At 48.5% G+C, this 17,340-nt stretch carries 16 protein-coding genes; 9 read left to right on the top strand and 7 right to left on the bottom strand.

The genetic code is table 11. The annotated features are described in order from the left end of the window. Positions 1–214: 214 nt before the first annotated feature. The gene (speA, locus tag FBQ74_RS16310; RefSeq protein ID WP_139757669.1) at positions 215–2,131 is read left to right on the top strand and encodes a biosynthetic arginine decarboxylase; all 1,917 of its coding nucleotides are present in this window, start codon (positions 215–217) and stop codon (positions 2,129–2,131) included. Between the two features lie 18 nt (positions 2,132–2,149). Here the strand turns inward: speA and FBQ74_RS16305 are convergent, their stop codons facing one another. Next, a complete protein-coding gene (locus FBQ74_RS16305) occupies positions 2,150–3,238 on the bottom strand; it encodes a serine hydrolase domain-containing protein (RefSeq protein WP_139758003.1) in 1,089 nt (362 codons plus the stop codon). 239 nt (positions 3,239–3,477) lie between these two features. Between FBQ74_RS16305 and FBQ74_RS16300 the strand changes: the two genes are divergently transcribed. From FBQ74_RS16300 to FBQ74_RS16290, 3 genes are read left to right on the top strand one after another with little or no spacing between them, the layout of a single operon-like run. Next, the gene (locus FBQ74_RS16300; protein ID WP_139757668.1) at positions 3,478–4,917 is read left to right on the top strand and encodes a DNA-3-methyladenine glycosylase 2 family protein; all 1,440 of its coding nucleotides are present in this window, start codon (positions 3,478–3,480) and stop codon (positions 4,915–4,917) included. Next, positions 4,914–5,378, top strand: a complete 465-nt coding sequence (locus FBQ74_RS16295; protein ID WP_139757667.1) for a methylated-DNA--[protein]-cysteine S-methyltransferase — start codon at positions 4,914–4,916, stop codon at positions 5,376–5,378. Before FBQ74_RS16300 ends, FBQ74_RS16295 begins: the two co-directional genes overlap by 4 nt. Next, the gene (locus FBQ74_RS16290; protein ID WP_139757666.1) at positions 5,369–6,259 is read left to right on the top strand and encodes a DMT family transporter; all 891 of its coding nucleotides are present in this window, start codon (positions 5,369–5,371) and stop codon (positions 6,257–6,259) included. The genes FBQ74_RS16295 and FBQ74_RS16290 overlap by 10 nt, the downstream gene beginning before the upstream one ends. Positions 6,260–6,281: 22 nt before the next feature. On the opposite strand, the gene FBQ74_RS16285 is transcribed toward FBQ74_RS16290, so the two are convergent. After that, entirely contained in the window at positions 6,282–7,703 is a 1,422-nt protein-coding gene (locus tag FBQ74_RS16285) for a diguanylate cyclase (protein WP_139757665.1), read from the bottom strand. Between the two features lie 194 nt (positions 7,704–7,897). Here FBQ74_RS16285 and glmU point away from each other — a divergent pair, with 194 nt between their 5' ends. The 4 genes from glmU to glmS all read left to right on the top strand — a co-directional run bounded on the left by glmU (position 7,898) and on the right by glmS (position 13,126). After that, positions 7,898–9,259 carry a bifunctional UDP-N-acetylglucosamine diphosphorylase/glucosamine-1-phosphate N-acetyltransferase GlmU gene (glmU, locus tag FBQ74_RS16280; RefSeq protein ID WP_139757664.1) on the top strand — a complete coding sequence of 454 codons (1,362 nt, stop codon included), beginning with the start codon at positions 7,898–7,900 and terminating at the stop codon, positions 9,257–9,259. A gap of 114 nt (positions 9,260–9,373) precedes the next feature. Then, positions 9,374–10,408: a Gfo/Idh/MocA family oxidoreductase gene (locus tag FBQ74_RS16275; protein WP_139757663.1), complete on the top strand. Its 1,035-nt coding sequence runs from the start codon at positions 9,374–9,376 to the stop codon at positions 10,406–10,408. Positions 10,409–10,474: 66 nt separating this feature from the next. Further along, positions 10,475–11,290 carry a DeoR/GlpR family DNA-binding transcription regulator gene (locus FBQ74_RS16270; protein ID WP_139757662.1) on the top strand — a complete coding sequence of 272 codons (816 nt, stop codon included), beginning with the start codon at positions 10,475–10,477 and terminating at the stop codon, positions 11,288–11,290. Positions 11,291–11,293: 3 nt separating this feature from the next. Then, positions 11,294–13,126 (top strand): glutamine--fructose-6-phosphate transaminase (isomerizing), encoded by a 1,833-nt coding sequence (gene glmS, locus FBQ74_RS16265; RefSeq protein WP_139757661.1) that lies wholly within the window; start codon positions 11,294–11,296, stop codon positions 13,124–13,126. Between the two features lie 212 nt (positions 13,127–13,338). Here the strand turns inward: glmS and FBQ74_RS16260 are convergent, their stop codons facing one another. The 5 genes from FBQ74_RS16260 to FBQ74_RS16240 form a co-directional block, all read right to left on the bottom strand. Next, complete coding sequence (locus tag FBQ74_RS16260) at positions 13,339–13,713, bottom strand: hypothetical protein (RefSeq protein WP_139757660.1); 375 nt, start codon at positions 13,711–13,713, stop codon at positions 13,339–13,341. 37 nt (positions 13,714–13,750) lie between these two features. Continuing rightward, positions 13,751–13,966 (bottom strand): hypothetical protein, encoded by a 216-nt coding sequence (locus tag FBQ74_RS16255; protein WP_139757659.1) that lies wholly within the window; start codon positions 13,964–13,966, stop codon positions 13,751–13,753. A gap of 10 nt (positions 13,967–13,976) precedes the next feature. Beyond that, positions 13,977–14,183, bottom strand: a complete 207-nt coding sequence (locus FBQ74_RS16250; protein WP_139757658.1) for a bacteriocin-like peptide — start codon at positions 14,181–14,183, stop codon at positions 13,977–13,979. A 320-nt stretch (positions 14,184–14,503) separates the two neighbouring features. After that, complete coding sequence (locus FBQ74_RS16245; protein WP_139757657.1) at positions 14,504–15,325, bottom strand: MerR family transcriptional regulator; 822 nt, start codon at positions 15,323–15,325, stop codon at positions 14,504–14,506. A gap of 287 nt (positions 15,326–15,612) precedes the next feature. Further along, entirely contained in the window at positions 15,613–16,023 is a 411-nt protein-coding gene (locus FBQ74_RS16240) for a hypothetical protein (protein WP_139757656.1), read from the bottom strand. A 351-nt stretch (positions 16,024–16,374) separates the two neighbouring features. On the opposite strand from FBQ74_RS16240, the gene FBQ74_RS16235 reads away from it, so the two are divergent. Beyond that, on the top strand, positions 16,375–17,325 hold the full coding sequence (locus FBQ74_RS16235; RefSeq protein WP_139754917.1) for an IS30 family transposase: 951 nt from the start codon (positions 16,375–16,377) through the stop codon (positions 17,323–17,325). The last annotated feature ends 15 nt before the right edge of the window (positions 17,326–17,340 follow it).

The following is a 17,340-nucleotide window of genomic DNA, read 5'->3' as shown; positions in this document are numbered from 1 at the left end:
ACGAAAGGTTATGCAGTGTTCGAGTGAACTGTATCAGGCGGGACGGGTAAAAATGGAACGGTATGAAATTGCTGCGGTTAGCGCAGTGAAGAAGAATTTGCGTGAATAACAGAAATTTCATAGCGTAGAAAGTAAGCTTGATTATAATACGCAAAGTTTACTGACACACGCGTCAAACTTTATTAATGACGCAATATATACGGAGACGGCAACATTGTCTGAGTGGAGCATCGAAGAGGCTGAAAAACTTTACGGCGTATCACGCTGGGGTGGTGGATATTTTGAGGTTGGCGAGAACGGTAATGTGCACGTTACACCTGTTCCATCCGATAAAAGTATTCGCATCGATTTTCAGGCTTTAATTGACGAAATACGCGACGAAGGCGTGCAGTTTCCGGTTGTAGTGCGGTTTCACGATGTGTTGCGTTCGCAGGTTGCCAGCCTGAATACCACATTCAGAGATGTCATTACCGAAGCCGAATATACCGGTAAATATCAGGGCGTTTATCCGGTTAAAGTCAACCAGATGCGTGAAGTGGTTGAGGAGATTGTTGATGCCGGTGAACCGTTTGATTACGGCCTTGAAGCGGGCTCGAAAGCCGAGTTAATCACCGCTCTGGCACTTAATAACAATGAAAACTCTTTAACTATCTTAAACGGTTATAAAGATGAAGAGTGCATGCGTCTTGCGCTGCTGGGTCGCAAGCTTGGCCGTAAAATGGTGGTGGTGGTTGAAAAATACACCGAGCTACTGCTACTGGTCAAAATAGCCAAAGAGCTGGAAATCGACCCTATTATCGGCGTGCGCTCGAAAATGACGGTAAAAGGCCGCGGTAAGTGGGAAGGTTCGGGCGGTGAACGGGCCAAATTTGGCCTGACTATCGCAGAAATAATCAAAACCGCACGCTATCTTGAAGAGCAGGGGATGGGCCATTGCCTTAAACTGTTGCATTTTCATATTGGCAGTCAGTTAACCGATATCCGTGCGGTAAAAGAAGCTATCAGTGAAGGTGCCCGCATTTACGCTGATTTGCATAAGATGGGCTTTGCGCTGGACTATGTGGATGTCGGCGGCGGTTTGGGCATTGATTACGATGGCAGTGCGTCAACCAATGAATCGTCCAGAAATTATACGCTGCATGAGTATGTGGCCGATGTTGTGTATGGCATGAAAGAGGTCTGCGACTTAGAAAAAGTCCCGCATCCTAATCTGGTCAGTGAAAGCGGCCGGGCGATTACCGCACATCATAGTTGTGTCATCACCGAAATCGTCGGCGAAATTCGCTCAAATAGCGCAGAAATTGATACTACGCCGGCTGAAAATGAACACGTGTTTGTGAAGAATATCCGTGAGCTGGAAGATTACTTCGATGAACAAACCTCCATGCAGGAAGTGTTCAATGATGCCTCGCAATATAAAGAGCAGGCGCTGGATGCTTTCAAACTGCGGGTGCTGAGTTTAGAAGAGCTGGGCAAAATTGAGACCATTTACTGGCGTATTATGTCGCGCCTTCGTACCTGGTATGCCAACGAAGAGTATGTGCCTGAGGAGCTGCAGGAGCTGGACTACAGCCTGTCATCACAATATTTGTGTAACTTCTCAGTTTTCCAGTCTGCCGCTGATACTTGGGCAATTGATCAGTTGCTGCCGGTAGTGCCACTGACACGAATGAACGAAAAGCCCAGTGTTAACTGTACGCTGGTGGATATCACCTGTGACAGTGACGGCAAGCTTGATCAGTTTACGGTTGGGCGTGAGATCACTGACATTTTACCTATGCATCCGCTTAAAAATGGCGAGAATTATTACGCTGGCTTGTTTCTTACTGGTGCTTACCAGGATGTGATGGGTGATATGCACAATTTGTTCGGCCGGCTGAACGAGGTGCATATCTACAGTCATGATGATGACCCCCAGGATTTTTACATCGAAGAAGTTGTGAAAGGTTCATCGGTACAGGACGTGCTTAATATCATGCAGTATAACCCGCGGGCAATGGCTTATGATGTGAAAAAGCTGATTGATAAGCAGGTTTCAGCTGGCAACATTCGTCCCAGAGAAGGGGTGCGCTGGACAGACTTTTATGAGAACTGCCTGGCAGGGTATACCTACCTGAAAACCGGCAGATAATTTAAAACAGGCTGGCGATTACTCGTCAGCCTGCTTGTAAAAGCGCTTCCAGAATTCTGCGGTCGTTGAATTAATAAGATTAGACTCAGCGTTCATCAGCATGACATAACCAGCTTTTGCGTCCGGGTCAAAAGAGACATCTGCGCGGTATCCTTTTACCCATCCACCGTGATAGTTGAGCTTATGGCCATCAAAATCATACACCCGCCAGCCTAAACCGTAATGGGCATTTTTCAGGTGGCCCCGCCAACCGCGACGATAAATCTCGCGGGTAGTGCGTACTCGCGGCGTGGTGATGTAGTCGACTAATTCAGGTGGCACTACCGTGGGGAACTCGCCCAGCAGCGCCTGCAGATATATGGTCATGTCACTGATACTGGCATTCACACCGGCTGCTGGCGTAAAGCGATAATAATTGCTCTCCACAACGCCTTTACGCCACTTATTGCGGGCTATGGCGATGTGCGGGCGGGCCCAGCGATCAGCATTCAGCAATGCACCTTTACCGGCACTGGCGGTCTTCATTCCAAGGGGGCCGAAAAGCTGGTCCTGAATCTGGCGATGGTAAGAGGTATTCTGCGATACCAGATAGTATTCAATGGCGCCAAACAGTGCATTTTGGTACGTATAGCATTCGCCGGGGGCGCAGATCGGCTCCAGCTTTGCCAGATAGCTCAGCACTTTATTCAGCGGGTAGTCGGCCTCAATAAGGTTGTCGTACGCATTGGGCATAAAGCCTGAAGATTGCCCGCTGATATGCGCCAGTTCCAGTTGACTCATGCCCTGCTTATCAAAAGGAATATCGCCGACAAGTTCATTTATTCCCATGTCCCAGCGCATCATATCGCGCTGGACGAGCTTAGCCAGAAGCAGACCGGTAAAAGATTTTGATACAGAGGCCAGGCGAAAGACCGTGTCCTCATCTACCGGCGGCCCACTGCGCCAGGTTTTGCCGTAGGTATAAATTTGTGGCGGTTTGCCTTGCTCATAATAAACAAAGGCATAGCCGGGAATATTAAATTTATCGGCTTGCTGGCGCACATATCGGGCGTAATCATCAACCCAACGTTCTGTGGCTTGCACATTCATGCTTATCAAAGCCAGCATAGCCCACAGGACCAGCCCGCTGATACGAATCAGGCCACCACGCAATATTTGCAAAAAAAGCTCCGAAAATTCATTAATTGCAGCGTTCTAAGGCTGCTTCTTGTTGTTTATGGCGAGGTATTATGCGTATCGGCTATCTTAGAATCAACCATCGTATAAATTGCAGTCACTTCCGATTTCATCGCATCTGACGATTTTCTCAGGTTACACTATAGGCAGTAAACGATGAGATACATGCTATGACCTCACTACAGGATACCGGTTCGCGCGATTTACGGCGTCAGTACAGCCAGGCCAGGCAGAGCCGGGACCCGCGTTTTGACGGTATCTTTTTTGTTGCTGTTATGAGTACGGGAATATTCTGCCGACCGATTTGTCCGGCCCGGTTGCCCATGGAAAAAAACGTCCGGTACTTCACGCTGGCAGCCCAGGCGCTGCAGGAAGGGTTTCGGCCCTGCTTAAGATGCCGCCCCGACAGTGCACCGGATTCTCCGGCCTGGCGTGGCGTAGCTACCACTACCGAGCGCGCTCAGCGTTTGCTAAGTGAGTTACCTGCAAAGCCGGTTTCACAAATTGCACAACGACTGGGGATCAGCGAGCGTTATTTGCATGGCCTCATGCGCCAGCACCTGGGGCTGACACCAAAACAGGTACAGATTTACAGTCAGCTTTGGTTTGCCCGCAGGCTGCTTCAGCAAACCGGCTTATCGGTCACTGATATTGCTTTTGCGTGTGGTCTGCAATCCGCGCGGCGCCTGCAGGACTTAATGAAAAAATACTGGGATAAAACACCGACTATGTTAAGAAACAGCGAGAATCAGTCTCAGCACTCAGCAGATATTAATCTGTTTTTGCCCTGCCAGACGCCCTATAACTGGCCTCAGGTCAGAGACTTTATCGCTGCTCACAAGCTGGAGCGTGTGGAGGATATCGGTGAAAACCATTATGCGCGTGCTTTCGACTGGCAACAAAGCGAGGGGCATATCAAGGCGGTATTCAATTCAGCCCGCTGTGGTTTCGACGTAACCCTCAAACTGACTGACTTACAATATATCCAGCCGGTGATGGGCAATCTGGCCAGGATGCTGGATACCAATGCACAGCCTGAGCTCATTCACGATGCCTTATTGTCATCGGGAGTAAGTGAGCAGTACCTTACCCGGGGGCTTCGCTTTCCGGGTACCTGGGATGCTTTTGAAGCAGGATGTCGGGCTATTGTCGGGCAACAAATCTCTTTTAAAGCTGCCACCAGTTACATCAACCGGTTAGATAACCATATTGATAAGCAAAATCAGTTCGGTGCTGTATTTCCCACGGCGCAGGATGTTTTGAAACAGCCTGTCGACTTTCTCAAAATGCCGGCCTCCCGCCAGCGAACGCTGATGGCGTTTGCTGAGTCGTGTATTCATCACGGTGACGTGCCGGACTCCCAGATATTACTCGCCGTTAAGGGGATCGGGCCGTGGACGTGTCAGTACATTGCGCTTCGGGGTTACAACGCCTGTGATATTTACCTGAAAGGTGATTTGATTGTGCGCAATATGGCAGAAGCCTTATCTGTATCACCGGATAGCGCCGCTCCATGGCGCAGCTACCTCACCCTTCAGATGTGGCATATTGCCCTTGAAGAACGCGCGCAGGCTGCGGCGCAAAAAACCAAAAAGAAGAGGGCTGAATGATGTTCCAGCAAACCATATCGACCCCGTGCGGGCCACTGGTGGTCTGCGCCGGTGGCAGGGGCGTTACATCGGTAGAATTCGCAGAGCCGCAGCGCCGCGATTATCCGGGAGAGTTGACGCAGCATGCGTGTCAGGAGCTTAATCGGTATTTAAACGGCGAACCAGTGTGCTTTAGCGTACCGCTGGAGGTAGCTGGCACACCCTTTCAGCAACGCGTGTGGCAAGCCCTGAGACGGGTACCGTATGGACAGACCTGCACGTATGGGGACATTGCCAATGCGCTGGATAATCCGAAAGCGGTGCGCGCGGTAGGGGCGGCTAACGGCAAGAATCCTGTCGCTATTATTGTTCCCTGTCATCGCATTATCGGTGCGAATAAAAAGCTGACCGGGTATGCTGGCGGCCTGTGGCGAAAGCAGTATCTACTGGAACTGGAAGGAATAAACGACATATGCCAATAAGAGAAGTGCTTGCGCTGGTGTTGCTGGGGGCTATCTGGGGCGCCTCATTCATGTTCATGCGGGTAGCAGCGCCAGAGTTTGGAATATTTGCGTTGGTGGAAGTACGTACCGTACTGGCAACGCTGGTTCTGTTGCCGGTAGTTTTATTGAAAAAACAACAAGGCGATATGCGCCGTTTTTTCTGGCCTATTTTTGCGATCGGGGCTATTAACACCGCGATACCTTTTGCATTGTTTAACTACGCCAGCCTGCATCTTGAGGCCGGCGTTAACGCTATCTTAAACGCCACCGCGCCCATGTTTGGGGCTATGGTGGCATTTATCTGGCTTCACGAGCGACTGTCAAAAATTGCCGTGGCCGGATTAGGGCTGGGCTTCGTCGGGGTATTTGTTATCAGCGAGCAAAAGGTTAGCGGTGGTCAGTTAAGTGCTGTCCCTATTGTGGCGGCATGCCTGGCGACGTGCTGCTATGGCATCGCAGCCTGCATGATGAAACGCTGGCTAACCGGAGCACAGCCACTGGCAGTGGCAACGGGTAGCCAGGCAGTGGCATCGGTATTACTGTTTCCGCTGGCGGTAATGGAGTGGCCGCAAACCATGCCTTCAGCCAATGCGTGGACAAATGCCGTAGCGCTGGCGGTAGCCGGGACGGGCATTGCCTATATCCTGTATTTTCACCTGATCAGCGCGGTGGGTCCGTCAAAAGCGATCACCGTAGCCTATTTGGTGCCTTTATTCGCGATTGTCTGGGGGCTGATATTTTTGCGCGAAGCCATGTCCTTGCAAACATTGATTGGCGGCGCATGCATACTCAGCGGTGTAGCGATGACCACCGGTATCACAAAGCTGTTCGGCCGGCGCGGTTTCGCACCGGCTAAATAGCGAGATTAAGAGCCGGTATTCGTTAGTTAATAAGCTGCATTCTCACCAGGTTACATCCATCGCGGCGCGCCTGATACAGCGCGTCTTCAGCGTGGCTGGTAACCTCAGAAATCGTTCTGGGCGTAGCGGTATAGGAGATACCAAAAGACGCTGTCAGCTTTATCTGTAGCGCCCTTTCCACCGGCCGTAAGTTACTGATGCCTTCACGCAACGATTCAGCAATTTCAAACGCCTCGTGCGGCCCGATTTCTGGTAACAACAGGATAAACTCTTCGCTGCTCCAGCGACCAATAATATCTTTGCTGCGCAGGTTATCCTGCAGGTAGCTCAGAATGTGATGATAAACCTCGTCGCCGATGCTACGGCCATAGGTGTCATTAATCACAGAAAAATGATCGATATCCACCAGAATGATGCTTAACGAGTGATACGCTCGCATCAGATTTTTATAGTCATCGTTGACCTGATTGCGATCAGGGAGTCGCGCATGATGTGGCAGTACCACATCTTTGTGCATATCTTTTCTGAAATATGACAGCAGGTGATAAACCGTCAGGAATAACGCAAATACGATCACCAGAAGTGTAATCACGCTGGCAATAAAGGCTTGGGAAATTTCAGTTTGCCGTTTGTCCAGGGGGCTTAGCAGATACACCGTCCAGCCAAACTGATTCAGGTTTACCTCAGCAATCAGGTACTCCTGCTGGTTGATAGTAACTAGCCGGTTATTTAGCGCCCGGGAATTTTGTACTTTCTTAGGCAGGCTGGCATACCAGGATAACTCACTCATATTGGTAAAACGCGAATACCTCGCCATCAGGCGGGCATCAGAAGACAACATGATATCCCCCTGCTCATCAGCAAAGATAAAGTCATAGCCATATTGCTGCTTATACGTGCTGAATATCTGCAGAAAGCTTTTAAGACTTTTACCTACACCGAAAAAGCCCAGGAATTCATTCTGTTCATTAAAAATTTTAATATCGATATAAAAATGCGCGTCTTCCCATTTACCGATGTCGGCCACCGCATTTTGCGGCATATCCTTATACTTGAAATACCAGCTTACATCGCCTTCGACCAGATCGACGACCAGGCCATCAGACATGTACTGAATACGCTCATTTTCACTGGCTACAAAAAATGTCAGATTGAATTCCTGCTCCAGTCTGTCGAGCATCGCTACTGTCTTTTCTTTATCCAGCTTCGGCTTATCCATAAGCTCCATCAGCTCTTTTGACTGACCCAGCGCCTGGGCAGTATGCAGAGGCTTCATCAGTTCACTGGTAATGAGCGAGAATGCGGGGGAGAGAGATTGCTGTTGCGCCCGGCTTTGCTCTGCCACAATTTGAGTAATACTGAAATGCACCAGGGTGACGATGGCAACAGTCACGACCAGAAACAGCAGCAAGATACTGCGATGCAGCGTTCTGAAGGCTTTCACAGCTAACGCAATCTCCTTTGCTAATTGCATAAAATATAAGTAATTTCGAGTATACCCGTACATTCGGTGTACGACTAGCCATACCATTGATTAAACGAAAACCCTTTTTGCGCGTAATGAATCGCTGACTATTACTTTTTGCTTGGTTACACTAAGCCAAAATACTTTATTGCTAAGAAGTTTAAGGAATTTGCATGGCGTTTTCAGTCGTTATACTTGCCGCGGGTAAAGGAACCCGAATGAAGTCGGGTCTGCCAAAGGTACTGCACAAGGTAGGTGGTGTGCCTATGGTTCAACGGATCATCAATACTGTTGAACGGATGCAGGCCAGCGCCGTCCATCTGGTATACGGGCATGGTGGCGACCAGCTTCAAAGCACGGTGAGCGGCAATACGCTGAACTGGTGTCTGCAGGCAGAGCAGCTTGGCACCGGTCATGCAGTTCAACAAGCTGCCGGGCATGTGAAAGACGATGAGGATGTACTGATTCTGGTTGGCGATGCCCCACTAATTACCGAGCAAACGCTGCAGCGTCTGGTTGATGTAAAAGCGCGCTGCGATCTGGCTCTTCTGACCGTTAATCTGGATGACCCAACGGGAATGGGCCGCATTGTGCGTGAGGACAACGGGAATATCGCCGCTATTGTTGAGCATAAAGATGCCAGTGATGCGCAGCGCGAAATCACTGAGATCAACACCGGCATGATGATGATGAACGGTAAAGATCTGAAGCGCTGGCTGGATAATCTGAGCAATGATAACGCACAGGGTGAATACTACCTGACCGACGTGATTGCGATGGCAGCATCGGAAGGCAAGGCGATACAGGCTGCTCAGCCTGATGAAGTGATTGAGGTTGAAGGCGTTAATAATCGCGAGCACCTGGCAAAACTAGAGCGCGCACTGCAAAAATGGCAGGCGAGTGCATTAATGCACAATGGCGCTACGCTGGCAGACCCGGCGCGCGTTGATATTCGTGGCAACGTTACCACTGGTCAGGATGTTTTTATTGATGTAAATGCCGTTTTTGAAGGTCAGGTCGTGTTAGGCAATAACGTTGTTATTGGTCCGAACTGTGTACTGAAAGACTGTGAGATTGGCGACGATGTCACTATTGAAGCCAACAGTATTGTTGAGCAGGCGCAGGTTGACAGCGATTGTAATGTTGGCCCATTCGCACGACTTCGCCCCGGTGCAATCATGCACAAAGGCGCCAAAGTCGGCAACTTTGTTGAAATGAAAAAGTCCGTGCTGGGTGAAGGTGCCAAAGCCAATCACCTGACTTACCTGGGAGATGCCACCATTGGGCCTAAAGCCAATATCGGTGCCGGTACCATTACCTGCAATTACGATGGCGTGAATAAATCCAAAACCGTTATTGGGGCGAATGCCTTTATCGGCTCAAACTCATCGTTGGTGGCACCGGTTGAAATTGGTGACAACGCCACCGTGGGTGCTGGAAGCACAATTACCTCAACCGTGGAAAACGATGCACTGGCGGTGGCCAGAGGCAAGCAACGCAACATTGCTAGCTGGCCGCGCCCTACCAAAAAATAAAGATAGCGGGCATCATGATGACAAATGCATGATGCCCTGATAATTCCCTCGTTGTACCCCTTATGTAGTATTCCTGCTTATACTCCTTTTTAACCTGCCTTTCAGGAGACCATAATGATCACCACACTACTTGTGGGTTTTGGCTTTTCTGCCAGAACATTCCATTTGCCATTTCTGATGCATAACGATGCTTTTACGGTAACAGCGGTGGTGTCATCACGCCCAAATGATGTAAAGGCGGTGCTACCAGAGGCAGAAGTTTTTGAAACGCTGGCGCAGGCACTGGAGGCCGTTTCGCCGGACCTAAGCATTATCACGACGCCTAATCATCTGCATTTTGACCAGGCACGGCAGTGTTTATCGGCAGGCAGCCACGTACTGGCAGAAAAACCATTTGTGTTATCAGCCGCTGATGCAGAATCGCTGGTGGCGCAGGCGACACTGGTCAATCGTTCTGTGCATGTTTATAAAAACCGGCGGTTCGACGGCGACTTTCTTACTGTAAAGTCGCTGATCAACTCACAGCAGTTGGGCAGCATACGTCGTATGGAGAGTCGCTTCGACCGCTTTCGTCCGGTACCACGAAATCGCTGGCGCGAAAATGCAGGCCCGGGAGCGGGGATATTCTGGGATCTCGGTCCACATCTGCTCGACCAGGCCGTACAGTTGTTCGGTATGCCCGAGTCGGTTCAGGCAAGTATTGATACCCTGCGCGACGGCGGGCAGAGCGATGACTGCTTTGACGTCAGCCTGTTTTATCCAAATCTTCATGTCAGAGTCGGCAGCAGTGCCTTTCAGGCTGGGGAAACATTACGGTTTGATATTCAGGGCGATAAAGGAAGCTATAGAAAGTTTGGTCTGGACCCCCAGGAGCAAGCGCTCAGAGACAGCAGGGACCTTAACGACAATCAATGGGGTACGACTGGACCCAACGAGCATGGAAAGTTTTATAATGAAACTAAAGGTGAAACTATCGAAACCTGTCAGGGTGACTACCGCCAGTTTTATCAGCAGCTCGCTGAAAGTGTTTTATCCAACGCCAAGTCCCCATGCAGCGCCGAGTCAACGATCCCAGTTATCCGTCTTATTGAGCTGTCCCAAGAGAGTAATGCGAAAAATAAGAAAGTTTTTGTTTCGAAACAAAACTAAATTAAGTTGCATTGCGTAATAAATTTCGATTTAATAACTTTCGTTTTGTAATTAACAAGTTTCAATATGCAGCGACGTAATACCGAGGCACGCCGGGAGGCAATTGTAGAGTGGGTAAACCGGGACGGACATGTCCAGGTCGAGTCACTGGCTGCCGAATTTGGTACCTCAGAAGTGACTATCCGAAAGGACCTGACAACTTTAGCCGCCCAGAAACTACTGGTCCGCCAGTTTGGCGGTGCCGCGCCAATTCAGACTTCTGCCGATAGCCTGTCCCACAATCGCACTGATGCGCGTGCTGCATTAGGTCAGGCAGAGGATAAAAGCGCGTCAGCACGTAAGCACGCGATCGGGGTAGCTGCAGCCCGCCTGGTCAGTAACAACAGCCGTATTATCATCGATAGCGGCAGTACGACGGCCTGCATGCTACCGCACCTCGATAGTCATTCGCGGTTAGTGGTTATGACCAATTCACTGCATGTGGCGTCAACACTGACCGGCTTCGACAGTGAACCCACAGTACTGATGACCGGTGGAACGTGGGATGCACAATCACAGTCATTTCAGGGGCATATGGCCGAACAAATGACGCAGGCTTACAGTTTTGATCTAGCCTTTATAGGTGCCTCAGGCCTGGATGTCAGCAGAGGAACTACAACCTTTAACGAGTTAACCGGGCTGACCCAGACAATGGCCAGTACCGCTAAAGATGTCGTTATCATGGCCGAGTCCGGCAAATTTTTGCATAAAATGCCGAATCTTGAGTTACCGTGGCACAGTATTGCTTATCTGGTCACAGACAATGATATCGATGAAAAGACGAAACAAACAATTGAAAAGCAAGGTGTAACGGTGATTACCGTAGCGCCGGATGGAGAGTAGGATATGTGTGGAATTGTAGGCGCAGTCGCCGAACGTAATGTTGTTGAGATCCTTCTGGAAGGACTCAAACGTCTTGAGTACCGTGGTTATGATTCAGCCGGCGTTGCGCTGCTTGATAATGACGGTGGTATTAATCGCCTTCGCCGCACCGGCAAAGTACAGGAACTGGTGGACGCTGTTGCCCAGCACGGTGCGCCTGGTACGACAGGGATCGCGCATACCCGCTGGGCCACCCATGGCGGCGTAACTGAAAGTAACGCCCACCCACATACCTCCAGCGAGCGTATCGCCGTTGTACATAATGGTATTATCGAAAACTATATCGACCTGCGTGAAAAGCTCAGTGCAGCCGGTTATCAGTTCACCAGCGATACCGATACAGAAACCATTGCCCACACCGTTCATGCTGAACTTGAGAAAGGCGCCGACCTGCTCAAAGCTGTGCAGAATTCTGTTGCTCAGTTTCACGGTGCGTATGGCACCGTTATTATGGATCGTGAAGACCCTTCAAAAGTAGTGGTAGCGCGTTCTGGCAGCCCCCTGGTTATCGGCCTGGGTCTGGGCGAGAACTTCATTGCTTCTGACCAAATGGCGTTATTGCCGGTGACTCGTCGCTTCATCTTTTTAGAAGAAGGGGATGTGGCTCAGGTTACCCGCCGTGAAGTACTGATTTTTGATAAAAATGGTGAGCCGGTAGAGCGTGAAATTGTAGACTCGAAAGTCGAGCACGACGCGGGCGACAAAGCAGGCTACCGCCACTACATGCTCAAGGAAATTCACGAACAACCAACCGTTGTGCGTAATACCTTAAAAGATCGTCTGGATGAGCATGGCCTGATGACCAATATTTTTGGCGATCAGGCAGTAGAGATTCTGGCCAAGGTAAAACACGTGCAAATTATTGCATGCGGTACCAGCTATCACGCGGGTATGACAGCACGTTACTGGCTGGAGCAATACGCGAATGTATCTTGCGGCATCGAAATCGCTTCAGAATTCAGATACCGCAAATCAGTGGTTCATGAAAACAGCTTGCTGGTTACTATTTCGCAGTCGGGCGAAACCGCCGATACACTGGCCGCACTGCGTCTGGCTAAAGACCTGGGCTACATGTCCAGCCTGACTATTTGTAACGTACCAGGCTCTTCACTGGTGCGAGAGTCAGATATGGCATTTATGACCAAAGCCGGTGCCGAAATCGGGGTAGCCTCTACTAAAGCCTTTACCACGCAGCTAACCGCATTTTTAATGCTGACCCTGGCGATTGGTGAACACAACGGCCTTACCAGCGACGATAAAGCGCAAATCGTGCGCGGCTTGCACAGCCTGCCCGCTAAGCTGGAAGAAACGCTGACTATCAGCGAAGGCATTGAAGATCTGGCCGAGGAGTTTGCTGACAAGAACCATAGCCTGTTCCTGGGGCGTGGTGATCAGTATCCGATTGCTATGGAAGGTGCGCTGAAGCTTAAAGAGATTTCGTATATACATGCAGAAGCGTACGCTTCAGGCGAACTTAAACACGGCCCACTAGCACTGATAGATGATGAGATGCCGGTTATCGTGGTTGCGCCGAACAACGAGCTGCTTGAAAAGCTGAAGTCTAACGTAGAAGAAGTACGCGCCCGTGGCGGTATCATGTATGTATTTGCTGATAAGGATGCCAACTTCAAAGGCGATGAAACCATGCGTGTTATCAACGTACCGCATTGCGAACCCGCTATCGCACCAATTATCTATACGCTGCCACTTCAGCTGCTGTCCTATTATGTGGCACTGATTAAAGGCACTGACGTCGACCAGCCTCGTAACCTGGCTAAGTCGGTAACGGTAGAATAAGAAGTTGTTATTTGAAATAAGGTCACCATCAGGTGGCCTTTTTTGTTTCTACGGGTAAGTAAAAATCTCTCAACTCAAAGATTTTGTTCTACAACGGCACTAAATATGTTCTGGCAGGCGCGAATTCATCTGAAGCTATTTCGATTTAAATGACTCGTAGTTTGGCTTAGCGGTTTTGATATTCGTTGTGTTGGAATATTTTTAAGCGCTGACTATAACCGTTTAATCCGATTAATGATTAAAGGCGTTACCGAGTCGTGAATACCGCCGGTCGGGCCAAACATAAAATGATATTTCTTCTGACTTCCATCTTTTTTATTAACCAATACATGCTTTTCGATAATGGTAAGGTTCTCAATCTCTTCTGCGCGAATTTTAGTGAAAGTAGGAAATGTTTGGATATAGATATAATTTCCGCGCTTGATGATTGAGTGTCTGCCCCATATCCAGCAAACCAGCGTTACCATTAAAACAACCGTTATATAAAAAACAAAGCGCGTAGATTGGTTCTCAGGTGCAATCGCCCCCGCGAATATAAATACAAGAAACAATGTCGTGGTGTAATTTAATAAAAATAGTACAGTCATTTTATCTACCAGAAAGAGAGGCTGATGCCTCTCTTAATTATGGATAACAAAAATAGGCCCCACCAATGGTGCCAATTGCCGAGCCTAAAGCGCTACCACCCGTGATGCCAGCACCAGCGCCGAAGCCAAAGCCGCCCACAAAACCTGCGACACCACCAATAACTCCACCAGCAATACCGCCACCAACAGCCCAGTTAGACATGCAGTCACCACCAGAAATTTGAGATATCTCGTTAAGTTCTAATTCTTTCATTTCGCTATCCTTAAGGTATGCACACTGCTGTGCCAATCTGCGTTCCAAACCCGAAGCCCCAGAGTGCGCCAGGTCCCATACCAATCCCTGCTGTAGCAATACCACCACCGATAAAGCCGCCCAGTGCACCCAATGCACCAAAACTGGCTACGCAAACGCTTTCGTCCAAACCGGCGCCATTTACGCTATTCAGCTCTTCTAAGGTTAATTCATTCAAGATAATAATCTCCAAATAATTATGTTGTTCCCCTCAACAGAGGACCAACACAGATTATCTAATCCTGTGAAACTTGATACTGAACTGATGAATAGCTTTTGGGGTTAACGAGAAGTCCCGCATACTGCGGTTGGACGCTGATGGAGATTGCGCTATTCACCGGTTTGCCCACTTTAGTTGCTCCGTATAATTTACCGACTGGCAGCAAAAGACAAACAACGGACGGCCACCACTAATCTCGACGCTTTTTCTAATGGAAAACTGAGCTTATCTATAGGGATGTAAATGACCGCTCCCTAAGAGCGGTTTAACTTCCAACTTTAACGCTTTGCGTAAACTCTTTCCTTCCAGTTATTTCTATTTTCTTTAAGTTCGTTATCACAAAAAAACAGCATTGCGAGATACAAATGCTCGGCAAATCCACGAGCGTACTCTTCATGCATTTCATAAATAATTCTATTTTCTCGTGTTACTTTGGCATACTCCCGAAAGCCTTTTCTATCGAGGTACTTGTCGCGCTGTTCAGGCATTACCTTATCCATGACTTTATTAACCATGATGTAAGCTTCGCCAATTAAGCTCTGAACAGATTTATCACTGGGCTTTAATGACACAATATCGGCGTATTTTTTACACCATTTTGCTGATTCATCACTCATCACAGCCATTTCGCTTTCCGAAAAATTTGAATAAGCTTGGGCTATCTTCCCTCCTCCCTTTTTATCGGCCTCGAGTAAATTCGCTTTCCAGTTTTTGGCTCTTTCATCTGATAAAGAACTAAATAGAATATCAATATTCTGCTCGCCTCTTAGTGCACCCATTGCTATCTCCAAGTTTTCAATTATCAATTGAGTTTCAGTTTGGCGTTGAATAAGAGCAGAGTGTTGGGCCCTGAGTGACTCTATCAAAGGCTTTGAAGTGGTTATCATGCTACGTATTTCGTCTAAGGAGAAATCGAGCTGTCTATAAAAAACGATTTGTTGAAGACGCACTGCATCATCTAGGGTATAGAAACGATAACCATTGTCTAAGTTTCGCTTCGCTTTAAGTATCCCAATTTGATCATAATAATGAAGGGTACGTATGCTTACTTTCGCTAATTCACCTAGCTCTTTCACCTGATATGTTTTATTTTCACTCATAGAACACGCTTTCAAAATTCAACGATAGCAGCATGAAGTATAACGCTGCGTGAGGGTCAAGGCTTCATGAGTGGCTTCAAATTTTTAATCGGATTGTTATTCGGAAAGACGAATTGCTGAGTTGACCTCAAGTTCCTTTCAGACGCACGTTTTTCGAAGTTCGTTTTACATACAGAGCAGCCCTACAGCGAGTCTTCACTGGCGTCAATAGACAAAGAACGGACATCTGATTATTTTTGTCATAGTGGCTGGTTCGTCTGGAATACGGACGATACATTCATCTTCGTTTATTCTCGGCAGGCTTCGCCATCTATTAATACGGTTTCGATGGTTTCGTTATCAGCGTCTACGAAACGATACTCCATGGTAATGCCCAAGCGTCTTACAGAGCGGCTGACAACAGACTTCTTGTCGCAGTACAAGGGAATAGCGTTCTGCCCTAAGCTTCGGTGTAAATTATCTTTGATGCGCTTTCGCGTATCTTGATCGGCATCGGCAATATGAAACGATGTTAACTGCGTAATAATGACGTGGGTGTGCCCATCCATGAAGGTATCAAGCTCGGTGATATTCTCATTTGCCCTTTTAGAATAGCCTTTTCGTCGTTCGCTAACTTCCTTCACGTAGTTGTCCATACTCAGGCTTTGGGCGCAGGTATTGAAGGCAATACAAAGTAGAAGTGCTTGTAGCATTTTCATTTTTAAAGTTCCTTTTTGCCCTTATATTAATTGATTGACAGTAACTGAGCGAGGGTAAGGTGAAAAATTCTCTACATTAAGAGCGATGCAGACCTCATCATGAATGCACGATTTTTAGTTTCTCTTTGATCGGCAATCTAATCAGAAATTGACTGTCTGATATCCGTAATTCGCTCATAGCTGCCTTAAAAATTGCAATGAGCCCACGGCCATATAATCTTAAATAACAGCAACTGGTACTAAGCTGACCCGAATTCAGATAATAAGTGCACCACTCATGGTTAACGGGTGATAGATGATCAACTGCCTGTTGGTGGTATTCTAAAGTCGCCAAACAATTAGAGTATTACCATGAGTTACAAGCAGTTGATCGAGGGACAACGATACCAGATTGAGGCCTACTTACGCGAGGGTTTCAGTTATCGGGAGATCGGAAAACGTCTGAGCGTGAGTCACAGCACAATCAGCCGGGAAGTAAATCGCAATAGAATTCGGGATAACCACTATTTGCCGGAAGTCGCTCAGGCAAAAGCACTGAAGCGCCGCAGCCAGGCCGCAAAGTTCAGGATATCTGAACTGACGATTACCTTTGTTGAGTTCGGGCTGAACCAGAAATGGAGCCCTGAGCAGATTGCTGGTGTAGGTAAAATCATCGGTCATCACGTCAGTCACGAATGGATTTATCGCTACGTCCAGCGTGATAAATTACGTGGCGGTAGGTTGTACAAACAGCTGCGCCAGAGTCACAGAAGGTATCGTAAAGGTGACCGTGCGAAGCGGATAATTATCCCGAATCGCGTTGGCATTGAGCATCGTCCCGCTATCGTGAACAAGAAAAAGCGGTTCGGTGACTGGGAAGCTGACACGGTTCTGGGCAAGCAAGGAACGGGCGCGATTGTTAGTTTAGTCGAGCGCAAAAGTAAGCTTTACCTGATACGCAAAGTGCCAGCGAAAAGCGCAGCAGACGTGGCCCGAGCCATGGTTGGGATGCTCTGGAAATATCGAGGTCATGTCCGAACAATCACAGCGGACAACGGCAGCGAATTCTGTGACCACGCGCTGGTCGCTGAGAAGCTCAAAACCAATATCTACTTCGCGAATCCGTACTCATCATGGGAACGCGGACTGAATGAGAACTTCAACGGTTTACTGCGCCAGTACATCCGGAAAGGCACCGATTTACGGACGGTATCGGATAGGCAAATTAGTGAAATAGAGCGGGCATTAAATGCCAGACCGAGAAAGTGCCTCGGCTTCAGGCAACCTGTTGCGGTATTCAATGAATTACGCAAGGCTGCCTAATTTAGCGAGTGGTGC

Origin of the sequence: Salinimonas iocasae (genome assembly GCF_006228385.1) — a bacterium.
Classification (GTDB): Bacteria; Pseudomonadota; Gammaproteobacteria; order Enterobacterales; family Alteromonadaceae; genus Alteromonas; species Alteromonas iocasae.
Note: the sequence above shows the minus strand (reverse complement) of the source record. Positions and strands in the feature narration are given on the sequence as shown.